This window comes from Mesobacterium hydrothermale, assembly GCF_035818635.1.
In the GTDB taxonomy this organism is placed as follows: domain Bacteria; phylum Pseudomonadota; class Alphaproteobacteria; order Rhodobacterales; family Rhodobacteraceae; genus Mesobacterium_A; species Mesobacterium_A hydrothermale.
In genome coordinates this window covers 25,794-50,364 of the sequence record NZ_JAYLLH010000029.1, presented here as the reverse complement: position 1 = coordinate 50,364, position 24,571 = coordinate 25,794, and the positions used below count along the sequence as shown (strand labels likewise).

Here is a 24,571-nt window from a genome sequence, read left to right as displayed (position 1 = left end):
GTCCGGCTGATCGACGAGCACGAAAAACGGTACGGCCCGCTCGGCGACTGATCCGCGCGGAGCCCCTGAATGGCCATTGGCAAAAGCCTGAGCGACAGCGGCACCGGGACCCCGACCACGACGGGAGACAGCGCCGCACCCATCGGGCTGGACAAAAGCCTGTGGTCATCCTTTGTCAATGCGCGGGGCGAAACGGCGCTGCTGACCGCCTGGCTGGCGTTGCTGGTGAACCGCGTACCGGCGGCCACGCTGGGGGTTCTGATGCACCCCGATCCGACGGTTGCCGCCTTTGTCCCTGTTGCCATCGTCCCCGATCCACGCCGCGACCTGACGCCCCTGGGCGAAATCGTCGGAAAGGTTCTGGCTTCTGGCCGTCCGGCATCGCGCCGCAGCGGCGACGGCGCTGTCAGCCACGCGGCCTTTCCGGTGCGCCGGGGCGATGGGCCGGTGGGCTATGTCGCGGTGCTGGAACTGCGGGGGTGCGAAGACACCGATGTTCAGGCCGCGCTGCGCGACATGCACTGGGCCGCAGGCTGGCTGGCCGCGCAGTTGTGGCGCGACGCGGCCGAGGACACCCATGGTCAACTGGAGCGCGCAACGGTCGCGTTGGATATCCTTGCCGTTGCTTCCGAACACCGCACACCTGCTGCCGCCGCCATGGCCATCGTGAACGAGGCGCAGACCGTTCTGGGCTGCGAACAGATTTCCATCGGGCTGGTCCGAAAACGCAAAAGCGCGCCACGGATCAAGCTGCTGGCCATGTCTTATTCGGCTTGGTTCAAGAAACGGTCCGCCGTAACTGAAGGCATCGAAACCGCGATGGAAGAAGCGTTCGACCAGCACGGCGCGGTGTCTTACCCACCGATCGCGTCGATTGCCCGCGCCGTGGCGGTGGCCCATGCCGAACATGTTCGCACCAGCCGTACGTCGCATATCCTGACAGTGCCCCTGTCGGACGAAGACGGCCCCATCGGCGCGATGACCTGCGAACGCCGCGACCCCGACAAACCGTTCGACGAAGACGCGCTGTTGATGGCCGAAAGCATCGCCGCGTTGATCGGCCCGGTGCTGGAAATGAAGCAGCGCAACCGCCGCTGGTTCGGCGGGCGGCTGGTGGACGGCTTGCTGCATGTGCTGGGCGTGTTGCTGGGACCGCGCCACCTGAGCTGGAAACTCTTGGCTGTCGCCCTGATCGCGCTGGGTGTGGCAGCCGCCACGGTGACCGGCCCGTTCCGGGTACAGGCGGATGCCGTGCTGCGCGGCCAGGAAATGCGCGCCGTCGTCGCCCCCTTCCCTGGTTTCATCGCCGAAGCGCCCTGGCGCGCAGGGGACGCCGTGGCCAAGGGCGATGTTCTGGTCCGGCTCGACGATTCCGACCTGCGGCTGGAAGAACTGCGCTGGCGGTCGGAAATCGACCGGCTGATTTCTCAATCGCGCGAAGCGCAGGCGGAATATGACCGTGCTCAGGTCGCGCTTCTGGATGCGCAAATTGCGCAGGCGCGGGCACAGCTGGCGCTGGCCACGGCGGAACTGTCGCGCACACGGCTGCTGGCGCCCATCGACGGGGTGATCGTGTCGGGCGACCTGAGCCAGAAACTCGGCGCACCGGTACAACTGGGCGAGGTCCTGTTCGAGGTCGCTCCGCCCGACCGCTACCGCGTCGATATCTTCGTCGATGAACGCGACCTGTCGTTCGTCGAAACCGGCCAGTCCGGGCGGCTGGCGCTGGCCGGTCAACCGACCGAGGGGCTGGTTTTCGACACCACCCGCATCACCCCGATTGCCGAGGCCCGCGAGGGCGCCAACACCTTCCGTGTCGAGGGGCTGTTGCGGGAAACCCCGGCCGACCTGCGCCCCGGCATGGAAGGCGTGGCCAAGATCGACGCGGGGCAAGAGCTGTTGTCCTGGGTCTGGTCCCGACGCCTGATCGACTGGGCGCGCAAAACGCTTTGGACATGGCAACCGTGACATGGCCGAAAGCTATCTTTCCACGATCTGGTACCGCGTCGCCGACCTCCAGCCCCGGCTAAGGTCGCACGTCAAGGTGCACCGGCATCGCTACCGCGGACGGCCCTGGTACGTGCTGCATGACCACGCCTCGGGCCGGGTGCACCGGTTCACGCCGGGGGCCTACATGCTGATCGGGCAGATGGATGGGGGCCGCACCGTCGATGACGTCTGGCGCAGCATTGCAGAAGCCCATGACGAAGACGCCCCGGGGCAGGACGAGGTCATCCGCCTGCTGTCGCAACTGCACCAGAACGACCTGATCCAATACGCCGGATCGCCCGACGTGGCCGACCTTCTGGAACGCTATGACCGGCAGGCCAAGCAGGTTGTGAAACAGAACGTCCTCAACCCGCTCAGCTTTCGCCTGCCGCTGTTCGACCCCGACAAGTTCCTGCAACGCACCCTGCCCATCGTCCGCCCGCTGACCGGCTGGTTCGGGCTGCTGCTGTGGCTGGTCGTCGTCGCGGCCGGGCTGGCCACGGCGTTTGTCCATTGGCAGGAACTCTGGCGCGACATGGCGGGGCAATTGCTGGCCGCGCAGAACCTGATGATCGCCGCAATCGCCTATCCGCTGCTGAAAACCGTGCATGAACTGGCGCACGGCTATCTTGTGCGCGCGCGGGGCGCAGAGGTGCGCGAGATCGGGATCATGTTCCTTGTCTTCTTTCCCGTACCTTACGTCGATGCCAGCGCCGCCGCATCGTTTCGCAGCAAATGGCAGCGCGCCGCCGTGTCCGCCGGGGGCATCTTTGTTGAAACCTTTGTCGCCGCGATTGCCGTCATGGTCTGGGCCAGCGCCGAACCCGGGTTCGTGCGCGCCGTGGCGCATAACATCGTTCTGATCGGCGGGCTGTCCACGATCCTTGTGAACGGCAATCCGCTGCTGAAATATGATGGCTATTACGTCCTGTCGGACCTGATCGAGATCCCCAACCTTGCCAACCGATCGACGAAATACTGGGGCCATCTGATCCAGAAACGGCTGTTCAAGGCCAAGCAGCTGAAAGAGGAAATCGCCACCACCGGCGAAAAGATCTGGTTCCTGTTCTACGCCCCTGCCGCCTATGTCTATCGTCTGATCGTCATGGTCGGCATTGCGCTGTATATCGCACAGAAGTTCTTCGTGATCGGCGTGTTGCTGGCGATCTGGTCGGTGTTCAATTCTGTCGTGAAACCGGCGTTCAAGGCGGTCCGCCATGTCGTCACCTCACCCGCGCTGCGAAAGGTCCGCCGCCGCGCCTATGCCTGGACCTTCGGCGGTCTCGGTGTCGTACTGGCGCTGGCGCTGTTGATCCCGCTGCCTCTGCGTACCGATACCGAAGGGGTGATCTGGCTGCCGGACGAAGCGTACCTGCGCACCCAGACCTCGGGGTTCCTGACCCGGCTGGAGCATGAACAGGGCGACCGCGTGACCGCCGGCGCCGTGATCGCCACGATGGAGGAACCCACCGTGCGCGCCCGCATCAGCGTGCTGGAATGGCGGGTCGAAGAATTCCGCCGCCGCTTGTCCGCGACCGAGGTCCAGGATCGCCGCCGCACCGAAATCGCCCGGCTGGAACTGCAAGAGGCCGAGGCGGAACTGGCCCGCGAACGCGAACGCATTGCGGACCTGGCAGTGCGCGCGGGCACAGAGGGTACGTTCCAGCCCGCGCTGCCCGGGCATGATCTGGAACAGCGCTATATCCCGGAAGGCGAGTTGCTGGGCTATGTTCTGCCCGACGGGCCGCGACAGGTGCGCGCGCTGGTGCCGCAACAAGACATCGCCCTGGTGCGCAGCCGGCTGCAAGGGGTGGAACTGAAACTGGCGGGCCATCTGGACACGGCTGTGCCGGCCCGCGTGATCCGTGCCGTGCCGCAGGCCACCGCCAAGCTGCCAGCCGCCGCGCTGGGGTCCGGGGGCGGCGGGCGCTTCCTGGTTGACCCGACCGATGCCGAGGGGTTGACCCTGCTGGAACAGGCGTTCCTGTTCGACCTCGCCCTGCCCGACGGCATGACTGACACACCGTTCGGCACCCGCGTCTATGTCCGGTTTGACCACGGCACCGAACCGGCGGCTTTCCAGATCTGGCGGCGCGTCCGGCAGCTGTTCCTGAAGCAGTTCAATGCCTGAGCTGTCCGGTCCCTACGGCCTTGGCCGCCTGCCGCTTGGCACCGGGCCTTATCCGGAAATGGCCGACCCCAGCGGCAATGCCGTTGATCTCTGGCTCGAACGTCGCCTTGGCGCACTGGTCGCCCACCTGCCGCTGACCCGGATACGGCTGGAACGACGGGCCCGCAGGGTGCTTTGGCACGGCATCATGGTCGAAGAAATGTCCGACGCCGCACTCCGCGCCGAAGCGCAGCGTCTGCGCCCGGCGCTGTTGCGCGGCACCGATACCGAAGCGGTGGACCGTGCCTTTGCCATCGTCCGAGAAGCGTCGGCCCGCGTGCTGGGCAAGCGGCACTACAAGGTGCAGATCATGGGTGCCATCGGCCTGTTCGAAGGCCGGATGATCGAAATGGCCACCGGCGAAGGCAAGACCCTGACAGCCACCCCCGCCGCCATTGTCGCCGCGCTGTCGGGCAAACCGGTGCACGTGGTTACGGTGAACGACTACCTCGCCAGTCGCGACGCAGAGGAAACCGCGCCGCTCTACGATTTCTTCGGGCTGACCGTGGGTGTCATCGACAGCGACATGGATCCCCCCGCGCGGCGCGATGCCTATGCCTGCGACATCACCTATGTGTCCAACAACAACCTGACCTTCGACTATCTGCGCGATCGCATCGCGCTGGCCCGCAGGCGGGGCAGGGCACGGCGCAAGACGCTGGAACTGGTGTCAGGCCACGCGGCGCAACCGCTGATGCTGCGCGGCTTGGCCTTTGCCATCGTCGACGAGGCCGACAGCGTACTGGTGGACGAGGCGCGGACACCGCTGATCTTGTCGTCAACTGCCGACGACCCCGAGGCCGGCAATACCTATGCCACCGCCCTGACGATTGCCGAAGCCTTGCGACAGGGCACCGATTACACCGTTGACCTGATGAACCGCCACATCACGCTCGAGGATCCCGGCAAACACGCGCTGGAAGGGCTGGCCGAGGGGCTGCCGGGGATCTGGCGCATCCGCCGCGCGCGCGAAGAACTGGCCCGGCAGGCCCTGTCGGCGATCCACCTGTTTGAACTTGGGCGCGACTACATCATTCTGGACGGCGCGGTGCAGATCGTCGACGAATTCACCGGCCGCGTGATGCCCGACCGCAGTTGGCAAGGCGGGCTGCATCAGATGATCGAGGCGAAGGAGCGCCAAGAGGTGACGGGCCGCAAGGAAACGCTGGCCCGGATCACCTATCAACGGTTTTTCCGCCGCTACCTGCAACTGGCCGGCATGACCGGGACAGGCATGGAACTTGCCGGCGAATTTCGCGACACCTTCGGATTCTTCACCACCCGGATCCCGCGCCATCGTCCGAAAAAAGCGCGTCACCTCGGCACCCGGTTCCTGCGCGACGAGGCGCGGAAATGGGCCCATGTCGCCCGCCGCGTTCAGCAGATGCATGACGCTGGCCGCCCGGTCCTGGTCGGCACCCGCTCGGTCGAAGCGTCAGAGGCCTGCGCCCGCGCCATCGCCAGGCTGGGCCTGCCGCACGAGGTTCTGAATGCCACGCAGGACAAGGCAGAGGCCGACATCATCGCGCTGGCGGGCCAACCCGGCGCCATCACAGTTGCCACCAACATCGCCGGGCGGGGCACCGATATCCGGTTGGGTGACGGTGTGGCCAGGGCTGGCGGGCTGCACGTCATCCTGACCGAATTTCACGAAAGCGCCCGCATCGACCGACAGCTTTACGGTCGCACCGGGCGACAAGGCGCACCGGGCAGCACAGAGGCCATCGTCAGCCTTGAGGACGAACTGTTCCGCCGCTTCGCCCCGCGTTTCCTGCGGCTGGCCAAGGTGCTGCCGATCCGCCCGGTTCGAAGGCTCTTGCCCTGGGTCGCGCAGATGCGCGCAGAATCCGAACACGCCACCACGCGACGCGAACAAACCCGTCTGGACAAGCAACTGGAACGCGCGCTGGCCTTCACCGGACCCGTTGAATAGAAACTGTTTTCGTCTCCGTCTTAACATAATTCACATTATGGGAACTGTCGGCCCGTCAGAACGGGTCCACCACGCGCGCGCCCGTCGGCAGGAAATCGGCCACGTTCCCGGTGACCACCACCGCGTCCCGTGCCAGCGCTTGCGCCGCGATCATCAGGTCGGCGCCGTTGTGACCCAGCCGGGCCGACAAATCCCCCCAGATCCGCGCGTCGGTCGCCGTGAAGGGCAACACCCGATCGCCGAATACCGTCACCGTCCGGTCCAGCCAGCGTCTCAGGTCGCGGGCAAAGTCGGGGTTGCGGGGGTCTTGCAGGCGAATTCCCCGCTCGATCTCTCCCAATGTGATCACGCTCAGAAACAGCGTATCCTCTGCCCGGTCCGCCAGCCAGGCCGCCACCTGCGGCGCGCGGTCCGCGCGACGCACGGCGGAAATCACATTGGTGTCGAGGATATGGATCAAAGCACCACATCCCGCGGCGCAACTTCGGAGCGCGGCAGGTCTTCCCCCGGAAACGCCATCAGGTGATCGGCAAAGCTTTCGCGCTGGCTGCGGGCGGTCGACAACAGCCGGTGATATTCCTCGACCGACAGGATCACCACCGCCGGCTTGCCCCGGCGCGACACCTCTTGCGGGCGTCCGGCCAGCGCCGCCTCGACCACGGCGCTGAATTTGTTCTTGGCATCCTGAAGCGTCAGCATTGCTTTATCCTGTCCAGCTATCTGGCTAGATAGCATCAAAGGCTCGCAGAATCAACCGGGCCCCCTGCCCCATCGATTCGCAGACTGTGGATAACTCTGCCGAAACGCGCGAAATCAGAGCCTAATACGGCCCAAAACGCTGATTTTCCACAATATCATTTTTTTCCAAGGACTTATTCGTCATTTTGTAGGCATCGCCTGAAGTGCCCCAAAATCTGGTAGGTGCAGAAAAACACAGGAAAATCACGAAACTGTTGCCAAGACCCCTTCTGCTTTCGTAAAGAAACGGAAAATAATGCGCTGACGGAAAACAGCGTTACTATCGAGGCGGCACAGAAGATGACAGGGGCAGACCCGATTCATATCAATACCCGTATCCGCGAGAACGCGCAAAACCTTGCCGCGGCGCTTGAAAATCACATGCTGAAAAGCTTTGCGCCCGACGCGCGCAAAGAGATGCGGCTGTTTTCCGCGGGCGAGGCGGCCGAGCTTCTGGGCATTTCCCCCAGCTTCCTGCGCAAACTGCATTTCGAAGACCGCCTGCCAGAGGTCCACACCACCCCCGGCGGGCGCAGACACTATTCCGGGGCAGATCTGCAAATCATCCGCACCGCGCTGGAAGAAACCGCCAAGACGCCTGGCGCCTACCTCAAGGGCCGCCGCCCCGGCGACAAGGTGCAGGTTCTGTCGTTCCTGAACTTCAAGGGCGGCTCTGGCAAGACGACCTCGTCCATTCACACCGCGCAGATGCTGGCGCTCAAGGGGTATCGCGTGCTGGCGGTGGACATCGACCCGCAGGCCTCGCTGACCACCCTGTTCGGATACCAGCCGGAATACGATTTCCTGCACTCCGGCTCGATCTATGACGCGATCCGCTACGAAGACCCCATGCCCTTTTCGCAGATCATCCAGAAAACCTATTTTCATGGGCTCGATCTGGCGCCGGGCGGGCTGATCCTTCAGGAATTCGAACACGAAACCCCCACAGCCCTGCGCAACAACATCCAGCCGCCGTTCTTCGCCCGCATGGCCACCGCCCTGCAAGAGGTCGAGGCGGATTATGACGTGATCATCTTCGACTGCCCGCCGCAGCTCGGCTATCTGACCATGTCGGCACTGTGTGCCTCGACCGGGGTGCTGATTACCGTGGTGCCCAACATGCTCGATGTCGCCTCGATGAGCCAGTTCCTGCAAATGAGCGCGGATCTGCTGGATGTGGTGTCCGATGCCGGCGCGCGGATGGAGTTCGATTTCCTGCGCTTCCTGATCAACCGCTATGAGCCGTCAGACGGGCCACAACAGCAGGTCGTCGCCTTCCTGCGGCAATTGTTCGGGGACGAGGTGATGGTGTCGCCGATGCTGAAATCCACCGCCATTTCCGACGCCGGGTTGACCCAGCAAACGGTTTACGAGGTTGAGCGCAGCGCGTTCCACCGCAATACTTATGACCGCGCCATAGACTCTCTTAACGCGGTTAACGACGAAATAGAGACGCTTTTGCAACAGGCATGGGGGCGCTGAAATGGCACGAAAGGGCATTCTGACACCGTCGGACGACACCCCGGCCAAGCCGCGCAAGCAGCCCGATCGGCTGATGCCTCGCGGCGCTGTGGGCGCGTTGCAAAGTTCACTGACCCGGTTGCAGGAAAACGCGGTGCAGGATCTTGATCCGCACCTGATCGACGCCGCCGGGGTGGCGGACCGTCTTGGCGTTGATGAACAGGCCGACGAAACGCTGCGCGAGAGCCTGAAAACCTATGGCCAGCAGGTGCCGGTCCTGGTCCGGCCACACACGAACAAACCGGGCCGGTTCGAAATCGTCTATGGCCGCCGCCGGGTGCTTGCGCTGCGCGACCTTGGCCTGCCGGTCAAGGCGATGGTGCGCCAGCTGGACGACCACGCGCTGGTGCTGGCACAGGGCCAGGAAAACACCGCCCGTCAGGACCTGTCCTTTATCGAGAAGGCCAGCTTTGCGGCGCAACTGGATGCCGAAGGGTACGACCGCCAGACGATCTGCGACGCGCTGTCGATAGACCTGCCAATGGTCAGCCGGATGCTGAAGGTCGGCAAGGCGTTCGACATCGAATTCCTGCGCCAGATCGGCTCGGCCCCCGGGATCGGACGGGAACGCTGGATGAAGCTGGCCGATGCGATACAGGACGACGACGTCCGCGACCGCGTCGAAGAGATGCTGAGCGTGACACCCTTCATCGAAACATCCGACGCCCGCTTCGAGCAGGTTCTGGCTTGCGCGCTGAACCGCAGAAAAGACCCGAAACCGGCAGAAAAACCTGTCCCGGCCCGAACCCTGAGGCGGCGCGACGGGACCCGGTTGGCCGATCTGAAACGCAGCGCCAGGGCGCTGACCCTGACCATCCCGATGCGCGACGCTGACGGGTTTGACGATTGGTTCGAAACCCACGCCGAAGCGCTGCTGCAAGAACTTCATGACCGCTGGTCCGCCCGGCCGTCGGAAGACTGACCCAGAAACCGAGCAGACAACAGGAGGCACGACAGAAGACAAAGAAAAAGCCCCCCAGGACAATTCCCGGAAGGCTCTCTCATTTCTCGCACCTTTGAGATAGCCACCCTTCCCTGATCCTGTCAACTCTGCCGATTCGGTGGACGGGTATTTTTTGTCTTTCGTGAAATTTTGCATGACACAAATGTCCCGGATCGCATCCGGGCAGCCGGTCGATCTTTGCCCGGCGCCCGACAAATGGTCACTTCTGGACGCGCTCACGCGGGTGGCCAGGGACCACGGGCTGAACCATCGCAGCCTATCGGTGCTGAAGGCCCTGCTCAGCTTTTTCCCGGATCGCGCCCTGCCCCGCGATCCGGGTGCCGCGGTGGTGTTCCCATCCAACCGCACGCTGTCGCTGCGACTGAACGGAATGCCGGAAAGCACGCTGCGCCGGCATCTGGCGACACTGGTCAAATCCGGCGTGATCACACGGCAGGACAGCGCCAACCGCAAACGGTTTGCCCGGCGCGGCGGGTTGGCTTTTGGCTTTGATCTCAGCCCGCTGGCCCGTGCCGCAACGGCGCTGTTTCAGGCCGCAGATGCCGCGACGGAACAACAAGACCGGATTGCCGCCCTGCGCGATCGGCTGGCCGCCACCCGCGCCCGCCTGCGCGAGAGCGGCGCCCTGCCCGACGATCATCCCGCGATGGACGCCGCCCGGCTGACCCTGCGCCGCAAATCCGGCGAAGCGGCCCTGCGCGCGCAGATCGCAACGCTGGAATCCTTTGTGGACACCCCCCTGCGCTACCCTACGGATCCAGAAAAAACGAGCGGCAGAAACAGCCAGAATGAGCGGCACATACAGAAAACAGATAAAGAAGAATCTGTTTATAAATCGACACCTACGGATGAAAGCGACAGCGTCGCGCTGACCGATGTGCTGGACCATTGCAAAGAATACAAAAGCTACTTTCCCGACACGCCCGGCACCTGGACCGGGGTGCTGCGGACTTGTGACAGGTTGCATGGCATGATGGGGATCGACCGGCCAGTCTACGAAGATGCCCAGCGACGCCTTGGGGTCGAGGCTGCGGCGATAACCATTCTGTGCATGCTGGAACGCATCACAACCATCCGCAACCCCGGTGCCTATCTGCGGGGACTGGTGCAGCGCGCGGCGTCCGGCCGGTTCAATCTTGGGAGCATGGTCAGAGGGGTGGCACGAGGGCGATTGTCAGCTGACAATTTTGCCTGAAAGCGCTATGCCCCCTACCCTGCCCCGAAAAATTGTCAGCTGACAATTTCCCCCGGTCAGCGGCTTTCAGCGGACAATGCCGCATCGAAATACAGCTCGCATCGCAATCCTGCGGGCAAGGACAGATCGGGGTTGGGCAATGCCATCCGCACCCCGACCGTCGCCGTCGCGGCATCGAACACCTGGTCGATCACCGCAATCGTCGCGGGCCGGAACGCATCCAGCGGCGGTTCCGGCAGAATGCTGACCGGCTGCCCAATGCCAAGATCACGGTAATAAGTGATCGGAACAAAGGCTTCGACCCGCAGCACATCCATCTTGGCGACGGTGGCGATATGCGCCTGACCGTCACGGTATTCGCCAGGGTTCAGCAGACGTTCGACAACCACACCGTCCACCGGGCTGCGCACCACCTTCTGGTCCAGCCGGGCTTTCGCCCCGGCCAGTTCCAGCGCAGCAAGCTGTTTGGCCAGCCGTGCCTGGTCCAGTTCGCGCAAGGCAAGATCGGCTTCAAGCCGCGCTTCGCGGGCGGTGTTCTGGGAAACGGCATTGCTGCGCGCCAGCTTTTCGTTGCGCTCTGCCTGACTGGCCAGAAATTCGATCCGGGCCTGCAAGGCGGCGATCTCTGTATCGTCCTCGGCGCGGACCTGGGCGATTTCCACCTCGATTTCTTCCAGCGCGGTATCCAGCCTGGCGATCACCTGTCCCTGGGACACGCGATCGCCGCGATCAACCAGGACCTCGGCAACGATTCCGGCAACCGGAGTCGAGACGCGAATCACCTGATCCGGCTCGATCAGACAGCTCACAGGTGTGGCTGGTATTTCTGCGATAGCGGGAAAACCAGCCGACAGGACGGCCAACACCACCGGGATCCTGCAGGAAAGCCGCGTTTGCTTAAAGAAGGATATCACAAAAATGTTCCCAAATGCGGTCAGACCGGACTAACCTGAACCATATTAGAAAGTGCCGCCACTGTTTCAAGTTTATTGGGCGGAGCCGTTTTGAACCAAAGCCCTGGGGGGTTTGTTATGAAGCGACTGGATAAAACCCGGTTCCATGGTGTCACGGATGCCGAAGGCAGATCGCGTGGCGGATCAGGTTTGGGCAATAACTCCCGACGACAGCTCAAGGGGCACACGATGCTTAGCCGGGGCCTGCATCTTGAGATGCTGGAACCGCGCCTGTTGCTGTCGGCCGACCTGATCCCCGTTGCCGGCGAAATCGAAGTTCCCGGGGAAACCGATTTCTTCACGTTCGAACTGGCCGAAGAACGCACCATCCTTTTTGACGCGCTGACCCGAAGCAACAGCCTGACCTGGTCGCTGGAGGGCACGGGGGGCCAAATCGTTGCCCCGACCTATTTCGAGGATTCCGACAGTTACGACGGTGGCGAAATCATCGCGCTGGATGCGGGCACCTATACGCTGGCCATCGACGGACAGGGCGATGCGCAGGGCGAATACCAGTTCCGCCTTCTGAACACCGACAACTCTACCCAGATCGCGACCGATACCCTGATCACCGGAACGCTGGAAAGCGAAGGCCGTGAAACGGACTTGTTCCAGTTCGATGTCGATGCGGGAACGGAACTGTTCTTCGACGCGGTGAGCGGCATGGAAAACGGCACCGCGACGTGGCAACTGGTCGACCCTGACGGCACAACGGTTTTCGGGCCCAGCACATTCAATGTCGGGGCCGATGTCGCGCGCTTTGTTGCGCCTAAGACCGGTACTTATACCCTGATGCTGGAAGGCCGGGTCTATAACACGGTTGAGTCCGACTATGCCTTTACGGTGGCACGGGTCGTTGACGAAACCCGCGCGATTGCGCTGGACGAGGTGGTTTTCGGCGAATTGACCCAACCCGGTCAGAAACATGTTCTGACCTTCAACCTTGCCCAGAACACGCAGGTGTTTTTTGATTCACTGATCGATTCCTACACGCCCTATTCGCTTTTCGGGCCGAACGGGCAGGAAATCTTGAATGTCGATCTGCGCAATGCGGACGGAAGTGCGCGGCAACCGCTGAACCTGCTGGCCGGGGATTATGAACTGACCATCGGTGACGGCACTGACGATATCGGATTCTATGGCTTCCAACTGCTGACCGCGGCGTCGGCGCAGACGGTGGCGCTGGGGGAAACCGTCAGTGGTACCCTGAGCGACCGGGGGGTTGCCCTGCGCGAGGCGCGGGTGACATCAACCGCGCCTCTGACCGGCGATGCCGGGCGGGCGCAGCGCTTTGGCCTGGACAGCGAACCGATTGTCACCGTGGCGGATGACGACGCGCTGAAACCCGCGGCGTTTACGCTTGAGGCCTGGATCAAGCCGGATCGCGTTGACCGGTTCCAGGCGATCGCGGCCAAGACTTCGGGGTTTGGTCTGACCGACGGCTATGGGTTGATTACCAACGGATCGGGGCAAATCACCTTTTTCGTCAACAACTGGTATGACACGGCCAGCCAGATCAGCGCGAACATCAACGCCAACGAATGGCAGCACGTCGCGGCAACCTATGACGGGACTGCGCTGAAGCTTTATGTGAACGGCGTGCTTCAGGTCGAACAGGCCTATGCCACCGACATGTCGCATTCGTCGGATGCGCTGCGGATCGGCGGTGATGAATACGGCAACAGCAAGTTCGACGGCGATATGGACGAACTTCGCCTGTGGAGCCGCGCTTTGACCCAGGCCGAGATCGAGGCCCAGAGGACGCAGGTGATTGCTTCGGCCACCGGGCTGGAACTGTCGCTGGGTTTTGACGCGGCCGATCCGGCCAGTTCCGAAGACCGCTCTGGCAATGGTCTGACCACGACCCTGTCGCAGGGGCCGGGGCTGGAAACGCGGTTGTTTTCCATCGACGCGGCGGGCGGGGAATCCGTTGTGCTTGGCACCACCCGCGACGGGGGGACGGTGTATTACACGCTGCTCGATCCGAACGGGCAGGTGCTTTATGGCCCGACCTCGCGCAGCAGCGAGGACCTTGTGCTGCCGGATGTGGCGGGGTCCTATACGCTGGTGGTCGAGGGGTATCAGCGGTCGTCCTACCCGATCGAGTTTTCCTTCCTGATCACACCCAAATCGGAAGAAACGCTGACGCTGTCGATCAATGACACGGTCGAGGGCAACATCGCCGTGCAGGGCGAAGCGGACGCCTACAGTTTCACACTGGCAGCGGCGAGCGATCTGTATTTCGATTCGCTGGTCGACCGAAGCGACTTGACTTGGCGGCTGATCGGGCCGCGGGGCGAAGAGGTGGCACCGCGGCGGTTCGATTCGTCGGACAGCTATGGCTTTGATGGCGATCCGCTGCTGCACTTGCCAGCGGGCGCCTACACACTGATCGTGGATGGCACCGGCGCGGCCACCGGCGACTACGGCTTTCGGTTGGTGGACCTGTCCACCGCAACGACGGTTGCCTATGGCGATGCGGTCAGCACCACCCTGGCCCCTGGCAGTGCGACCGCCATCGTGCGGTTCACTGCGACAGCCGGTGACACGATTTCGCTGCCCCGGACAACGGGCAACCCGCAGGGGACCATGATCGACCCGTTTGGGCGGACTGTCTTTGAGGACAATTACTTTAGTAATGTCAATGACTTACAGCTTAACGCCACCGGCACTTACACGCTATTCGTGGAAGGGTATCCCTATAACGGGGCGACTGACGAGATCCTCTATGAATATGTGATCCAGAAAACCGGGTCGAACGCGATCCCGGCGCTGACCGGCGACGCGATGACGTTGGGCACGCTGGTGACCGGCGCAATCAACGACGGTACCCAGCCTGACACCTATCTGTTCACCCTGACCGACGCGACAACGATCTATTTCGATGCGGTCAGTTCGCCGGAAAACTGGGCGCGCTGGTCGCTGACCGGGCCTGGCGGGCCACTGGTGGCGAACCGCTATTTCTATCAGACCGACGGGTTCCAGGGCTATCAGGACGACGTTGTCATGACGCTGGCCGCGGGCACGTACCAGGTGAGCCTGGACATGGCGGGAAGTACCGGCAGCTATGGATTCCGGGTGCTGGATCTTGGCAACGCGACGGATATCGACCTGGGCGTGGCCGTCAACAGAACGCTGGATCCGCGCCAGTCCACCGCCGCCCTGAAGCTGGCGGTGACCGAAGGCCAGCGGCTGACGCTGGATGCCCCGACGGTCAGCAACGCCGACAATTACGGGCTTGCGGTCCGGGTGATCGACCCGATGGGCCGCCAGATTCTGGCCCGGCAATCCTTCCTTGAATCGCCCGAGTTCACCGCGACGATGACCGGCGATTACCTGATCCTTGTCGAAGGCAGCATCTACGACGGAGCGTCCGGCACTCCGACCTTCGGGTTCACCGTAAACGAGGTGCAGGACACCACCACCGCGCTGACGCTTGGCGATACGATCACCGGCAGTTTGCAGACGGCGCACGGCACCGCCACCTACACGTTCAGCGTGTCTGGTACGACGGACGTGGTGATCGACAGCTTGCTGCGCACCGACCAGACAACTTTCCTGATCCGCGGCCCGAACGGGTTCGTGCGTGAATTCCAGCTGCGGTATTCCGACTCTGCCGAAACCGGCACATCACCGATGATGCGGTTGCCGGCGGGCGATTACGAGGTGGTCCTGAGCGCCGACCGGGGCGCAACAGAGCCCTATGCCTTCCGCTTGCTTGAGGCGGGCAAGGGTACCGTGGTGGCGCTGGACACGGCAGTGACGGGCAACCTGCCCACCGGGCGGGAAACCGATGTCTACCGTCTGGACGTAACGGCGGGGCAGGTTGTGACCTTTACCGGCGTATCGAACACTGGCGGGTATTATGGCGCTTATTACCGCCTGATCGATCCGCGCGGGCAGGTGGTTTCCGGGTCTGCCCGTCTGAACGATTTCGGGCCGATCACGCTGGAAGAGACGGGGACGTATACGATCCTTGTCGAAGGCCGGATCTATGAACCCGACGGGCGCAGCATCGACTATGGCTTTACGGTGCAGGACCCGCAAAATCCGGCGGACCAGACGCTGACGCTGAACAGCCTGGTCACGGGCACCCTGTCGCGCAGCGCGCAGGCGCACACGTTTACCTTTGACCTGGCGCAGGCCGGACAGCTGTACCTGGACAGCTTTACCAACGAAACCTACGCGCGGGTGCGGATCGAAGGCCCCGAGGGGCTCGACCGGAGCTATCGCCTGATCAGCGCCGACAGCTATGACTATGGCAGCGGCAACCCGGTGATCCAGGCGGCGGCGGGGCGGTATACCGTGACCGTCTATTCCGAGAACAGCTTTACCGGCGACTACGCATTCGTGCTGCGCGAACTGACCAGCAGCGGCACCGACATCGCCATTGGCGACACTGTGCAGGCCACGCTGGACCCGGCGCGCGAAACCGACGTGTACCATTTCGACGCGACGGTCGGCGACAGTTTCCTGATGGATATGCTGCGCGAGGACAACGACAGCAGCGGCGTGTACTGGCGGCTGATCGACCCGTCGGGCAATCAGGAAATCACCCGTCAGCGGTTGCAGGATGGCAACCTGTTCACGCTGAAACGAACCGGCACCTATACGCTGCTGATCGAAGGCAGGACGTATGAATCGGCGACCGGGACGATCAACTATGGCTTCATCCTGCAACCGGCGGTGACCCGTGACTATGCGGTCAGCTTGGATGACCCCGACCTGTCTGCCGGGCTGGCCGCCAGCATCGGGCCGACGGGCGCGGCGGCGCAGGGCTTTACCGGTTTTGAAAACATCGAGATCGACAATCCGGCGGTGAACATCACCGGCGATGTCAGCTTTGATCTGTGGTTCAAGCCCAACACCCCGCGCCAGACCTGGCAGGCGCTGGTCTATCACGGGGAAGGCACGAACGGAACGAGTGGCCGGCAATATACACTTTGGCTGAACAGTTCGGGGTATTTGCACCTGACCAGTTCGGATTCCAGTGGCCAGATCAACGTCAATTCGCCCGGCGGATCCGTGGTGTTCGAAACCTGGAACCACGCCGTCGGCGTGATCGACAGGACCGCCGACGAATTGCGGCTGTATCTGAATGGCGCGCTGGTCGGGACAACCGCGTTGCGCGATCAGGACAGCGTGAGCACCGACAAGCCGCTGTACCTGGGCCGCAGCCTGGAAGGCAACGACGGCTACCTGGGGGCCATGGCCGGATTCCGTCTGTTTGACGCGGCTCTGGACGATGCCGCGGCGCTGGCCGCTTATCAGCGGGGTGTGGTTGGGACCCCGGCAGTGATCGACCTGACGATGACCGATGCGCCGGGGGTGGATGCCTTGGCCGACCAGTCCGGCAACGGGCTGAACGGGACGGTCAACGATTTCACCGACCCGTTGAAAGGCGTGTTCGCGGGCAATCTGGAACAGGCCGGTGAGGCGCATGTCTACAGCTTTACGCTGACCAGCGAGCGCACGCTGTATTGGGATACGCTGAGCAATCGGGGCGACATCACCGCCAGCTTGCGCGGGCCGAACGGGTTGCAGATCTCGCGCGATCTGAACACCACCGGGATGCCCTACAACACCGGTAACTATGCGTTCACCGCGCCGGCGGGGGATTACACGCTGACGATCAAGGCCGACGCGGGGGTGAAAGCCGCCTATGGCCTGCGGCTGTTGGATCTGGCGGACGCCACGGTGATTTCCGCCGATGGCGCCGCGGTGACAGACACCATTCCCGCCGCGCGCAGCAGCGTGGCCTATGGGTTCGACGTGTCGGCGGGCGACCGCATCTTCCTGGACATGCAAAGCCTGGGGGTCAGCGCGAACGAAGCCAGCTGGCGGTTGTACGACCCGTTCGGGCGGATGGTGCTGGGGCCGGTGTCGGCCAGCGATATCGCCGATACGGAACTGGCGTTTGACGGGCGCTATACGCTGCTTCTGGAAACCAACCGCGATCTGTGGAGGCAGCGGAGCATCGACCTGTCCTTTGCTCTGCATGGTGTGACGACGACGCAAATCCCGATCACCATTGGGCAGGACAATCCGCTGGGCGACCCGGTGGTCGCGGCGGGGCAGGTGGGCAACGCGCTGGAACTGCGCGGCGCGGAACGGCTGCACATCGCGCATGACGCCGCGCTGGAAATGACCGGCAACGTCACGATGGAGGCGTGGGTCAAGCTGGACCGGTTTGCCAACACCTGGACGCCCGTACTGTCGAAATCAGACGGGGCGGGCGGGCGCACGTATGATCTGTGGATCCGCAACAACGGGCAGGTCTACACATCGACCACGATCCCGGGCGGGTCGAACCAGAACGCGGCTACCGGAACCGGGCAGGTCACGCTGGGCGACTGGGTGCATCTGGCGGCGGTGTTCGATCGCGGGGCAGGGATGCAGCGCATCTATGTCAACGGCACGCTGGCGTCTGAGGAATCGATGTCGACCACCCCGGCCGAAGGCTCGGGCGGGCCCTTCCTTGTTGGCTGGACGATGGAGACCAGCAACAGCTACGGCCCGTTCGAAGGCATGGTCGACGAAGTCCGACTGTGGAACACCGCCCGGACAGAGGCCGAGATTCAGGGTGCGATGAACAGTGCCCTGACCGGCAGTGAAGACCGGTTGCAGTTGTACCTGCCGCTGGACGTGGTGACCAAGGCCGATGGCACCGCCGACGCCGGGCCCAATGGTCTGGATGCCGGCTATGTCAATATGGTCAGCGACGGTATCACCGGAGTCATTGCGGCCGCAGGGCAGGAACTGGAATACACGTTCACGCTGACCGACGATACACGGCTTTACCTGGACAGCCTGACAAACCGCGGGGACATCCGGTACCGGCTGACCGGGCCGCAAGGTGTGCTGGTCGATCGCGAAATGCGGCAATCGGATGCGGACGGGCAGGGCAGCGGCAACCCGGTGCTGAGCCTGCCGCCGGGCGATTACGCGCTGCGCATCTCTGGCACCGGCGATGCCACCGGCCCGGTGAACTTCCGCCTGGTCGATCTGGGCGATGCGCAGGATATCGTCACCGGCAGCCCGATCAGCGGCGAATTGCGTCCGGGAAACCGGACCGCCGCCTACAAGTTCGACGCAACGGCGGGGCAGGGGGTCTATATCCACAACATCGTCGAAAATGGCGACATGGAATGGCGCCTGATCGACCCCTTTGGCCGGGTGATGTTGGGCTATGTCAACCCGGCGGATCAGGCCAATGTCGCTCTGGACTATGACGGGACCTATACCCTGCTTGTCGAAGGCGACGTCGATGCAGGCGGGCGCGCCGTCTATGAGTTGGGGATCTATGACCTGGTGCAAGAAACCCCCGATGCGCTGGTGTTCAACACCCTGACCAACGTCGACCTGACCTATCCCGGTGATGTGCAGCGTTTCAGCTTTGATCTGACGGGCGCCACCAACCTTGTCATGGACAGCCTGGAAAACCGCAGCGATCTGTTCTGGAGCGTTGTGGATTCCGAGGGGCGCAGCGTGGTCTCGTCCCGGGCGTTTTCGGCCACGGATGCGGAACGGTTCAGTGGCGATCCGACGATGCGTCTGGGCGCGGGCAGCTATGAGTTGCAGATCTTTTCGAACACGGCGCTGACCGGTGCGTTCGAATTCCGCATGATCGAACTGGAGAGCGCCGCCAGCGACATTTTCTTCAACGATCTGACCAGTGGCAACCTGCCCACCAGCGGGCTGGGGACGAAGGTTTACAAGATCACCGGCACCCGCCACCAGCCGTTCAGCATCGACGTGGTTGACCGACCGGCGAACTATACCAGCTGGCGGATGATCGACGCGCAGGGCTATCAGGTGATATCCGGGCGCCGGATGCTGGACGAGGGTGGCTTTGTCCTGCCTGAGGACGGCACCTATTACGTGCTGATCGAAGGTAACGTGCGGGACGGCGAAACCTCGAACGGGTATCGGTTTGAACTGCAAAGCCCGGCCTATGCCAGCGCGATCGGACAATCGCTGGAAGAGTTTGGTGCCGGGTCGGGGATCGAACATGTTCTGCTTAACGACAACGGCACGCAGGCACAGGAAGTGCCGGCCGGCGGTGGCGAAACCGTTCTGCAACTGCTGGATATCCTGTCGGCCAACAATCGCAACGGGATTGCGTTTGGCCAGACCTTTGCCGGGCCGGTCGATGCGCTGAACATTGATTTCGACTATGATCTGACGGCGCCGGGCGTGGGGGATCCCGGCAACGGGTTCTCTGTTCTGGTGCTGCCGACAGCGACCTATGGCGCGGGCGGGCCGATTGGGTTCCTTGGGTTGGAACCGAATGCAAGCGGCGTCTTTGGCGCCGTGATCGACATGTACCAGGACAGCGGTGACGGCCCCGTTCCGCATCTTTCGCTGCACTATGGGTCCGAACTGGTCGAGGTGCCGCTGTCCGATCACGGGCTGGGCGTGGCCGATCTTGTCGGGTCTGCCGGCAAGCTGTCGATTGCGCTGTCTCGGGCCGCTGGCGGGGCGACGGTGGACGTGTCGCTGATCATCGGCGGGACCACGACGCTTTTGGTCGATGATTTCTTTGTCGGCGGACTGGAACTGTCGGACAAGCGCGTGGCGCTGAACGCGCAGAACGGCAACACCACGGTCATGGGCATGACCGTCGACAATGTGTCGATATCCACCACGGCGGCAGCGTCGCCGATGACAGCGGCGCCCGGCGACGTGCTGAGCGGCACGCTGACCGAAGGCACGGCGGTGGATGTCTACCAGATCGCGCTGACCGATGCGGCGCGGGTGGTGTTCGATGCGATGACCAACAACAGCGCGCTTTACTGGAGCCTGTCCGGCCCGGTCAGCCAGAGCGCGCTTCGGTTCACTTCGACCGACGGGTATGGTCGCACCAGCAACCCGGTCTATGACCTGCCGCCGGGGAATTACACGCTGCGGGTTTATACCAGCGACACTTCGGTGGGCAGTTACACCTTGGCGTTGCGCGACGTCGATGCGGCAACCGCGGTCAGCCCGGGCGAGACCGTCGACGTGGCACTGAACCCCGGCAACGACAGCGGGCTTTATGCGTTTGACTGGCCGGGTGGCGAGACACGGTTCTTCCTGGAAACCGACCTGGTGTCGGGAACGAACGGATACTGGAAACTGATTGCCCCCGATGGCAGCGTGGTGACGCAGCGCCAGCGCTTTGACGTCGACTACGAATCCACCGGGCTGAGCCTGCCGGGCACCTACCTGCTGATCTACGAAGGCCAGATCGATGCCGGTGAACCCAGCGCGGTGCGGTTTACCCTGCGCCAGCCGGCGCAAGGCAGCCAGGCGATGTTGCTGGACACGGTGGTCAGCGGGACGCTGGCAGCGCCGGGGGCGCGGCAGGTTCATACCTTCAGCCTGACCGGGCCGACGCAGCTGTTGCTTGATTCGCTGACCAACCGCTATGACATGACGCTGTCGCTGGCCGGACCGCAGGGCACGATCTATTCCAACGAGATCCAGCAACTGGACGCCAACTATCGCGGCGACGCGGCGGTGTTGTCCCTGCCAGCGGGAGATTACACGGTTACGATCGACGGTGCCGGGCTGACCACGGGCGATTACAGCTTTGTCATCCGTAACCTGTCCAACGCAACGCCGCTGACCCTGTCGGACCGGATCGACCTGACCTTTGATCCCGGCAATACAACGCAGATCCTGAGCTTTGACGGGTCTGCCGGCGACAGTTTCTATCTCGACTACCTGGAAGGCACGCAGAGCGGGCGCTGGAAGATCGTCGATCAGTACGGCAAGCTGGTAGGATCGACCACAAACCTGCGCAGCGACATTCAAAGCGTTTCGCTGGCCACGAACGGGCGTCACTACCTGATCATCGAAGGATCGGTGGACATCACGGATGCCCGCACCCACGCCTTTCGCATGGTGCCCCTTGTGGGATCGGCCAGTGCGCTTGTTCTGGACCAGACCGAAGCAGGCACGATCGACCTTCCGGGGCAGACCGCGGGCTACAGGTTCAGTGTCACCGACCAAAAGCGGGTCTATATCGACGTACAGACCCCTGCCGACGGCAATTGGCGCTGGACGCTGAGCGGGCCGCGGGGCACCGTGGCCAGCCGGATCTTCACCCAGTCGGATTCCGTCGATACCAGCAGCCCGCCGCTCTATGATCTTGGGGCAGGGGACTATACGCTGACCATTGCGCCGTCGGGCGGCGTGACGGGCGATTTCAGCTTTGTCGTGCTGGATGCCGACAACGCCGCGGCGCTGACGCTTGGCACTGCGGTCACTGACCAGATGGCACCCGGATCGGAAACCCGGGCCTACAGCTTTGACGCGACGGCGGGCGACCGGTTCTTCTTTGATGTGGCAACCCAGAACTACGACACCTATTGGCGCCTGATAGACCCGTTTGGCAACCAGGTGTTCCGGGAATATTTCACCGATATCGACACGATCGAACTGCCGTTCGACGGCACCTACCTGTTGTTGGTCGAAGGCCGGGTCTATGCCCCGACCACGCGCGATTTCACGTTCAACGTCTTTGCGACGCCTGACCGTGCCCCGATCAAACTGACGCTTGAAGATATCCCGGCACCCGATCTGGTGCCGTCCGGATTTACCGTGACAACCGCTGACCCGCTTGAAAGCGGCGGGGTCATTCCGCTGTCCTGGACGCTGTCGAACAACGGCGACATTCCGATGGCGACCGATTTCAACAGCCGGATTACCGTCCGCCGGGTCGACAATGGAACGATCCTCACCGATGTGGTGCTGCCCTACGCGGTGGCGACCGAAGGCCAGATTTCCGTTGGCGGCTCTGTCACCCGGACCGCCAGCCTGCAACTGCCTGCCGGGTCCGGCGCGGTCGGAGAGCTGGAAATCACCCTGCGCGTCGATGTGAACAACAACGTCGAGGAACAGAACGACTTCGGCGACGCCGAAAACAACAACTCGCAAGCCATGACGGTGGATGTGGTTCTGGCGGCGTCGCCAGATCTTGTCGCGCGCGATGTGGCGATTTCGCCGGCGTCGGGCTGGGACTCCGGTGACACGGTCACGCTGGATTACACGCTTGCCAACGACGGCGGCAAGGCGGCGGGCGGGGTCTGGACCGAACGGCTGGTGGTGACGAACCGCAACACCAACCGTGTGGTCCTGAGCCAGGATCTGCGCTCGACGGGCGAGGCGCCACTTGGGGCAGGGGAAACCCGTGCCCGCAGTTTTGAATTCGGTTGGCCCGAAGGGCTTGATGGCACCGGCCTGTTCGATTTCACGGTAACGGTCGATGCGCTTGGCGAGGTGCCCGAAGCCAACGCAACCGACACTGGGGAAAGCAACAACACCACGGTGACGCAGGTCGCCTCTGGTCCTGACCTGGTGGTGACGGATGTATCTGTCGCCGAGACCGAGCTGGCCGCAGGCGGACAACTGACGCTGAGCTGGACCTTGCAGAACGCCGGGGCTACGGCGACGCCGGGCGACTGGTTCGACCGCATCCGGATCTACAACCGCAGTACCGGTCAATGGCTGCATGACGTGGCTGTGGCGTCCGAAGGGGCGATGATCGGGGCAGGGGACAGCGCCACCCGCACCCTGAGCTTTGACCTGCCGCACGGATCGGCCGGGGTTGGCGATCTGCGGATCTATGTCGATGCGGATCAGGATACCTCGGGCCGCGATGCGTTGAACGAAGCGCGCGACGGGCTGACCACCTACCAGGCGGAAACCAACAACCGCAGCACCCTGGACGTGACGTCGATTCAGCGGCCCTATGCAGACCTTGTGGCGACGATCACCGGCACGCCCGCCGACCCGCGTGGCGGCGAGACCGGTCAGATTTCCTGGAAAGTCGAAAACAAGGGTGCGATTGCAACCGATGCGACAGGGTGGACCGACAAGGTCTATATCTCCACCGATGCGATCCTGGATGACACCGATATCCTGCTGACATCGGTCAGTCATGCCGGCGCGCTGGATGTGAATGGCAGCTATACCGTTACCACCGACGTTACCCTGCCAATCGGGATCGAAGGCGCGGTCAGCTTTCTGGTTGTGGCTGACGCAGACAAGGCGGTGCTGGAACCCGACACCCGCACCAACAACGTGGATGATGCACAGGTCACGCTGTCCTCCCCCTATTCCGATCTTGCGGTTCAGGCGCTGACGGCGCCGACCGGATCGTATGTCGCGGGCGAGGAAATCACTGTTGCATGGCGGGTGGCGAACTTTGGCCCCAACGACGTGACCGCGGGCAACGATGCCTGGGTCGACCGGGTCTATCTGTCGTCCGATGTCACGATCGATGGCACCGACGCGCTGCTGGGTGAATTCGTGCGCGACACCGCCCTGGCGAAGGACGCCAGCTATTCCCAAAGCGCGACCTTCACGCTGCCGCCGGGCTTTATCGGCAACTATTATGTCATCGTTGAAACCAACCCGCGCGGGGACGTTTACGAACGCGGCGAGACCGGCAACAACGTCAAGGTTTCGACCGGTACGCTGGCGCTGGCGGCAGCACCGTCGGCTGACCTGCGGGTGTCGTCTGTCACCGGACCATCGTCGTTGGTACCGGGCGAAACCGTCGATGTGACCTTTACGGTTGTCAACGATGGCGAAGCAAGCGCGCGGGCCACCTGGGAAGACGCACTGTATCTTGTCGGGCCGGGGCTGGGCAGCGGGGCGCTGCTGGCGCGCGCGGACCGGACCTTTGATCTGGCGGTGGGCGACAGCTATACTACCACGCTGCAAGTCGTCGTCCCCGAGGTGGGGATCGGCGAATACCGGTTCGAGTTGCGCACCGATCGCGCCGGTGACGTGTTCGAAGGCGGTCGCGACAACAACAACTCGGGCCAAAGCGCGGCGGTCACACTGCGCCACCCGAACCTGACCATTGGCACGCTGACGCTGGATGACACGGCGCCGACTTCGGGCGATACCATCCGGGTCAGCTGGGAGGTGGTCAATGCCGGCGACGGCCCGGCGCGTCTGGACTGGACCGACCGGATCTGGCTGAGCCGCGATGACACGCTGGATTCGCAGGACATCACGCTCGCCGACGTGGCGCAGGTTGCGCCGCTGGCCAACGGGGCTTCTGCCGCGGCCTTTGCCGATATCGCGCTGCCGATTTCCGTGTCCGGGGCCT

General features: G+C 63.3%; 10 protein-coding genes (1 of these 10 running past the window's edge). 7 read left to right on the top strand and 3 right to left on the bottom strand.

Annotated features, from left to right (window positions below; genetic code table 11):
• Positions 1-69: 69 nt before the first annotated feature.
• The 3 genes from VK792_RS16120 to VK792_RS16110 are packed head-to-tail and all read left to right on the top strand — an operon-like array spanning position 70 to position 6,092.
• Positions 70-1,968 (top strand): GAF domain-containing protein, encoded by a 1,899-nt coding sequence (locus VK792_RS16120; protein ID WP_326298893.1) that lies wholly within the window; start codon positions 70-72, stop codon positions 1,966-1,968.
• 1 nt (position 1,969) lies between these two features.
• Positions 1,970-4,120, top strand: a complete 2,151-nt coding sequence (locus VK792_RS16115) for a PqqD family peptide modification chaperone (protein ID WP_326298892.1) — start codon at positions 1,970-1,972, stop codon at positions 4,118-4,120.
• The gene (locus VK792_RS16110; RefSeq protein WP_326298891.1) at positions 4,113-6,092 is read left to right on the top strand and encodes a preprotein translocase subunit SecA; all 1,980 of its coding nucleotides are present in this window, start codon (positions 4,113-4,115) and stop codon (positions 6,090-6,092) included. Before VK792_RS16115 ends, VK792_RS16110 begins: the two co-directional genes overlap by 8 nt.
• A 55-nt stretch (positions 6,093-6,147) precedes the next feature.
• Here the strand turns inward: VK792_RS16110 and VK792_RS16105 are convergent, their stop codons facing one another.
• On the bottom strand, positions 6,148-6,552 hold the full coding sequence (locus tag VK792_RS16105) for a type II toxin-antitoxin system VapC family toxin (RefSeq protein WP_326298890.1): 405 nt from the start codon (positions 6,550-6,552) through the stop codon (positions 6,148-6,150).
• Positions 6,549-6,791, bottom strand: a complete 243-nt coding sequence (locus tag VK792_RS16100) for a type II toxin-antitoxin system Phd/YefM family antitoxin (RefSeq protein ID WP_326298889.1) — start codon at positions 6,789-6,791, stop codon at positions 6,549-6,551. The genes VK792_RS16105 and VK792_RS16100 overlap by 4 nt, the downstream gene beginning before the upstream one ends.
• 339 nt (positions 6,792-7,130) lie before the next feature.
• On the opposite strand from VK792_RS16100, the gene repA reads away from it, so the two are divergent.
• From repA to repC, 3 genes are all read left to right on the top strand, one after another.
• Complete coding sequence (gene repA, locus VK792_RS16095) at positions 7,131-8,312, top strand: plasmid partitioning protein RepA (protein ID WP_326298888.1); 1,182 nt, start codon at positions 7,131-7,133, stop codon at positions 8,310-8,312.
• A 1-nt stretch (position 8,313) separates the two neighbouring features.
• The gene (repB, locus tag VK792_RS16090; RefSeq protein WP_326298887.1) at positions 8,314-9,273 is read left to right on the top strand and encodes a plasmid partitioning protein RepB; all 960 of its coding nucleotides are present in this window, start codon (positions 8,314-8,316) and stop codon (positions 9,271-9,273) included.
• Between the two features lie 175 nt (positions 9,274-9,448).
• A complete protein-coding gene (repC, locus tag VK792_RS16085; protein WP_326298886.1) occupies positions 9,449-10,510 on the top strand; it encodes a plasmid replication protein RepC in 1,062 nt (353 codons plus the stop codon).
• Between the two features lie 56 nt (positions 10,511-10,566).
• Here the strand turns inward: repC and VK792_RS16080 are convergent, their stop codons facing one another.
• The gene (locus VK792_RS16080; RefSeq protein WP_326298885.1) at positions 10,567-11,319 is read right to left on the bottom strand and encodes an efflux RND transporter periplasmic adaptor subunit; all 753 of its coding nucleotides are present in this window, start codon (positions 11,317-11,319) and stop codon (positions 10,567-10,569) included.
• A 333-nt stretch (positions 11,320-11,652) separates the two neighbouring features.
• Between VK792_RS16080 and VK792_RS16075 the strand changes: the two genes are divergently transcribed.
• Positions 11,653-24,571, top strand: partial view of a putative Ig domain-containing protein gene (locus VK792_RS16075; RefSeq protein WP_326298884.1) — the start only. Its footprint extends 25,388 nt past the window's final position; only the first 12,919 of its 38,307 coding nucleotides appear in the window; the start codon lies at positions 11,653-11,655; its stop codon lies beyond the right edge, outside the window.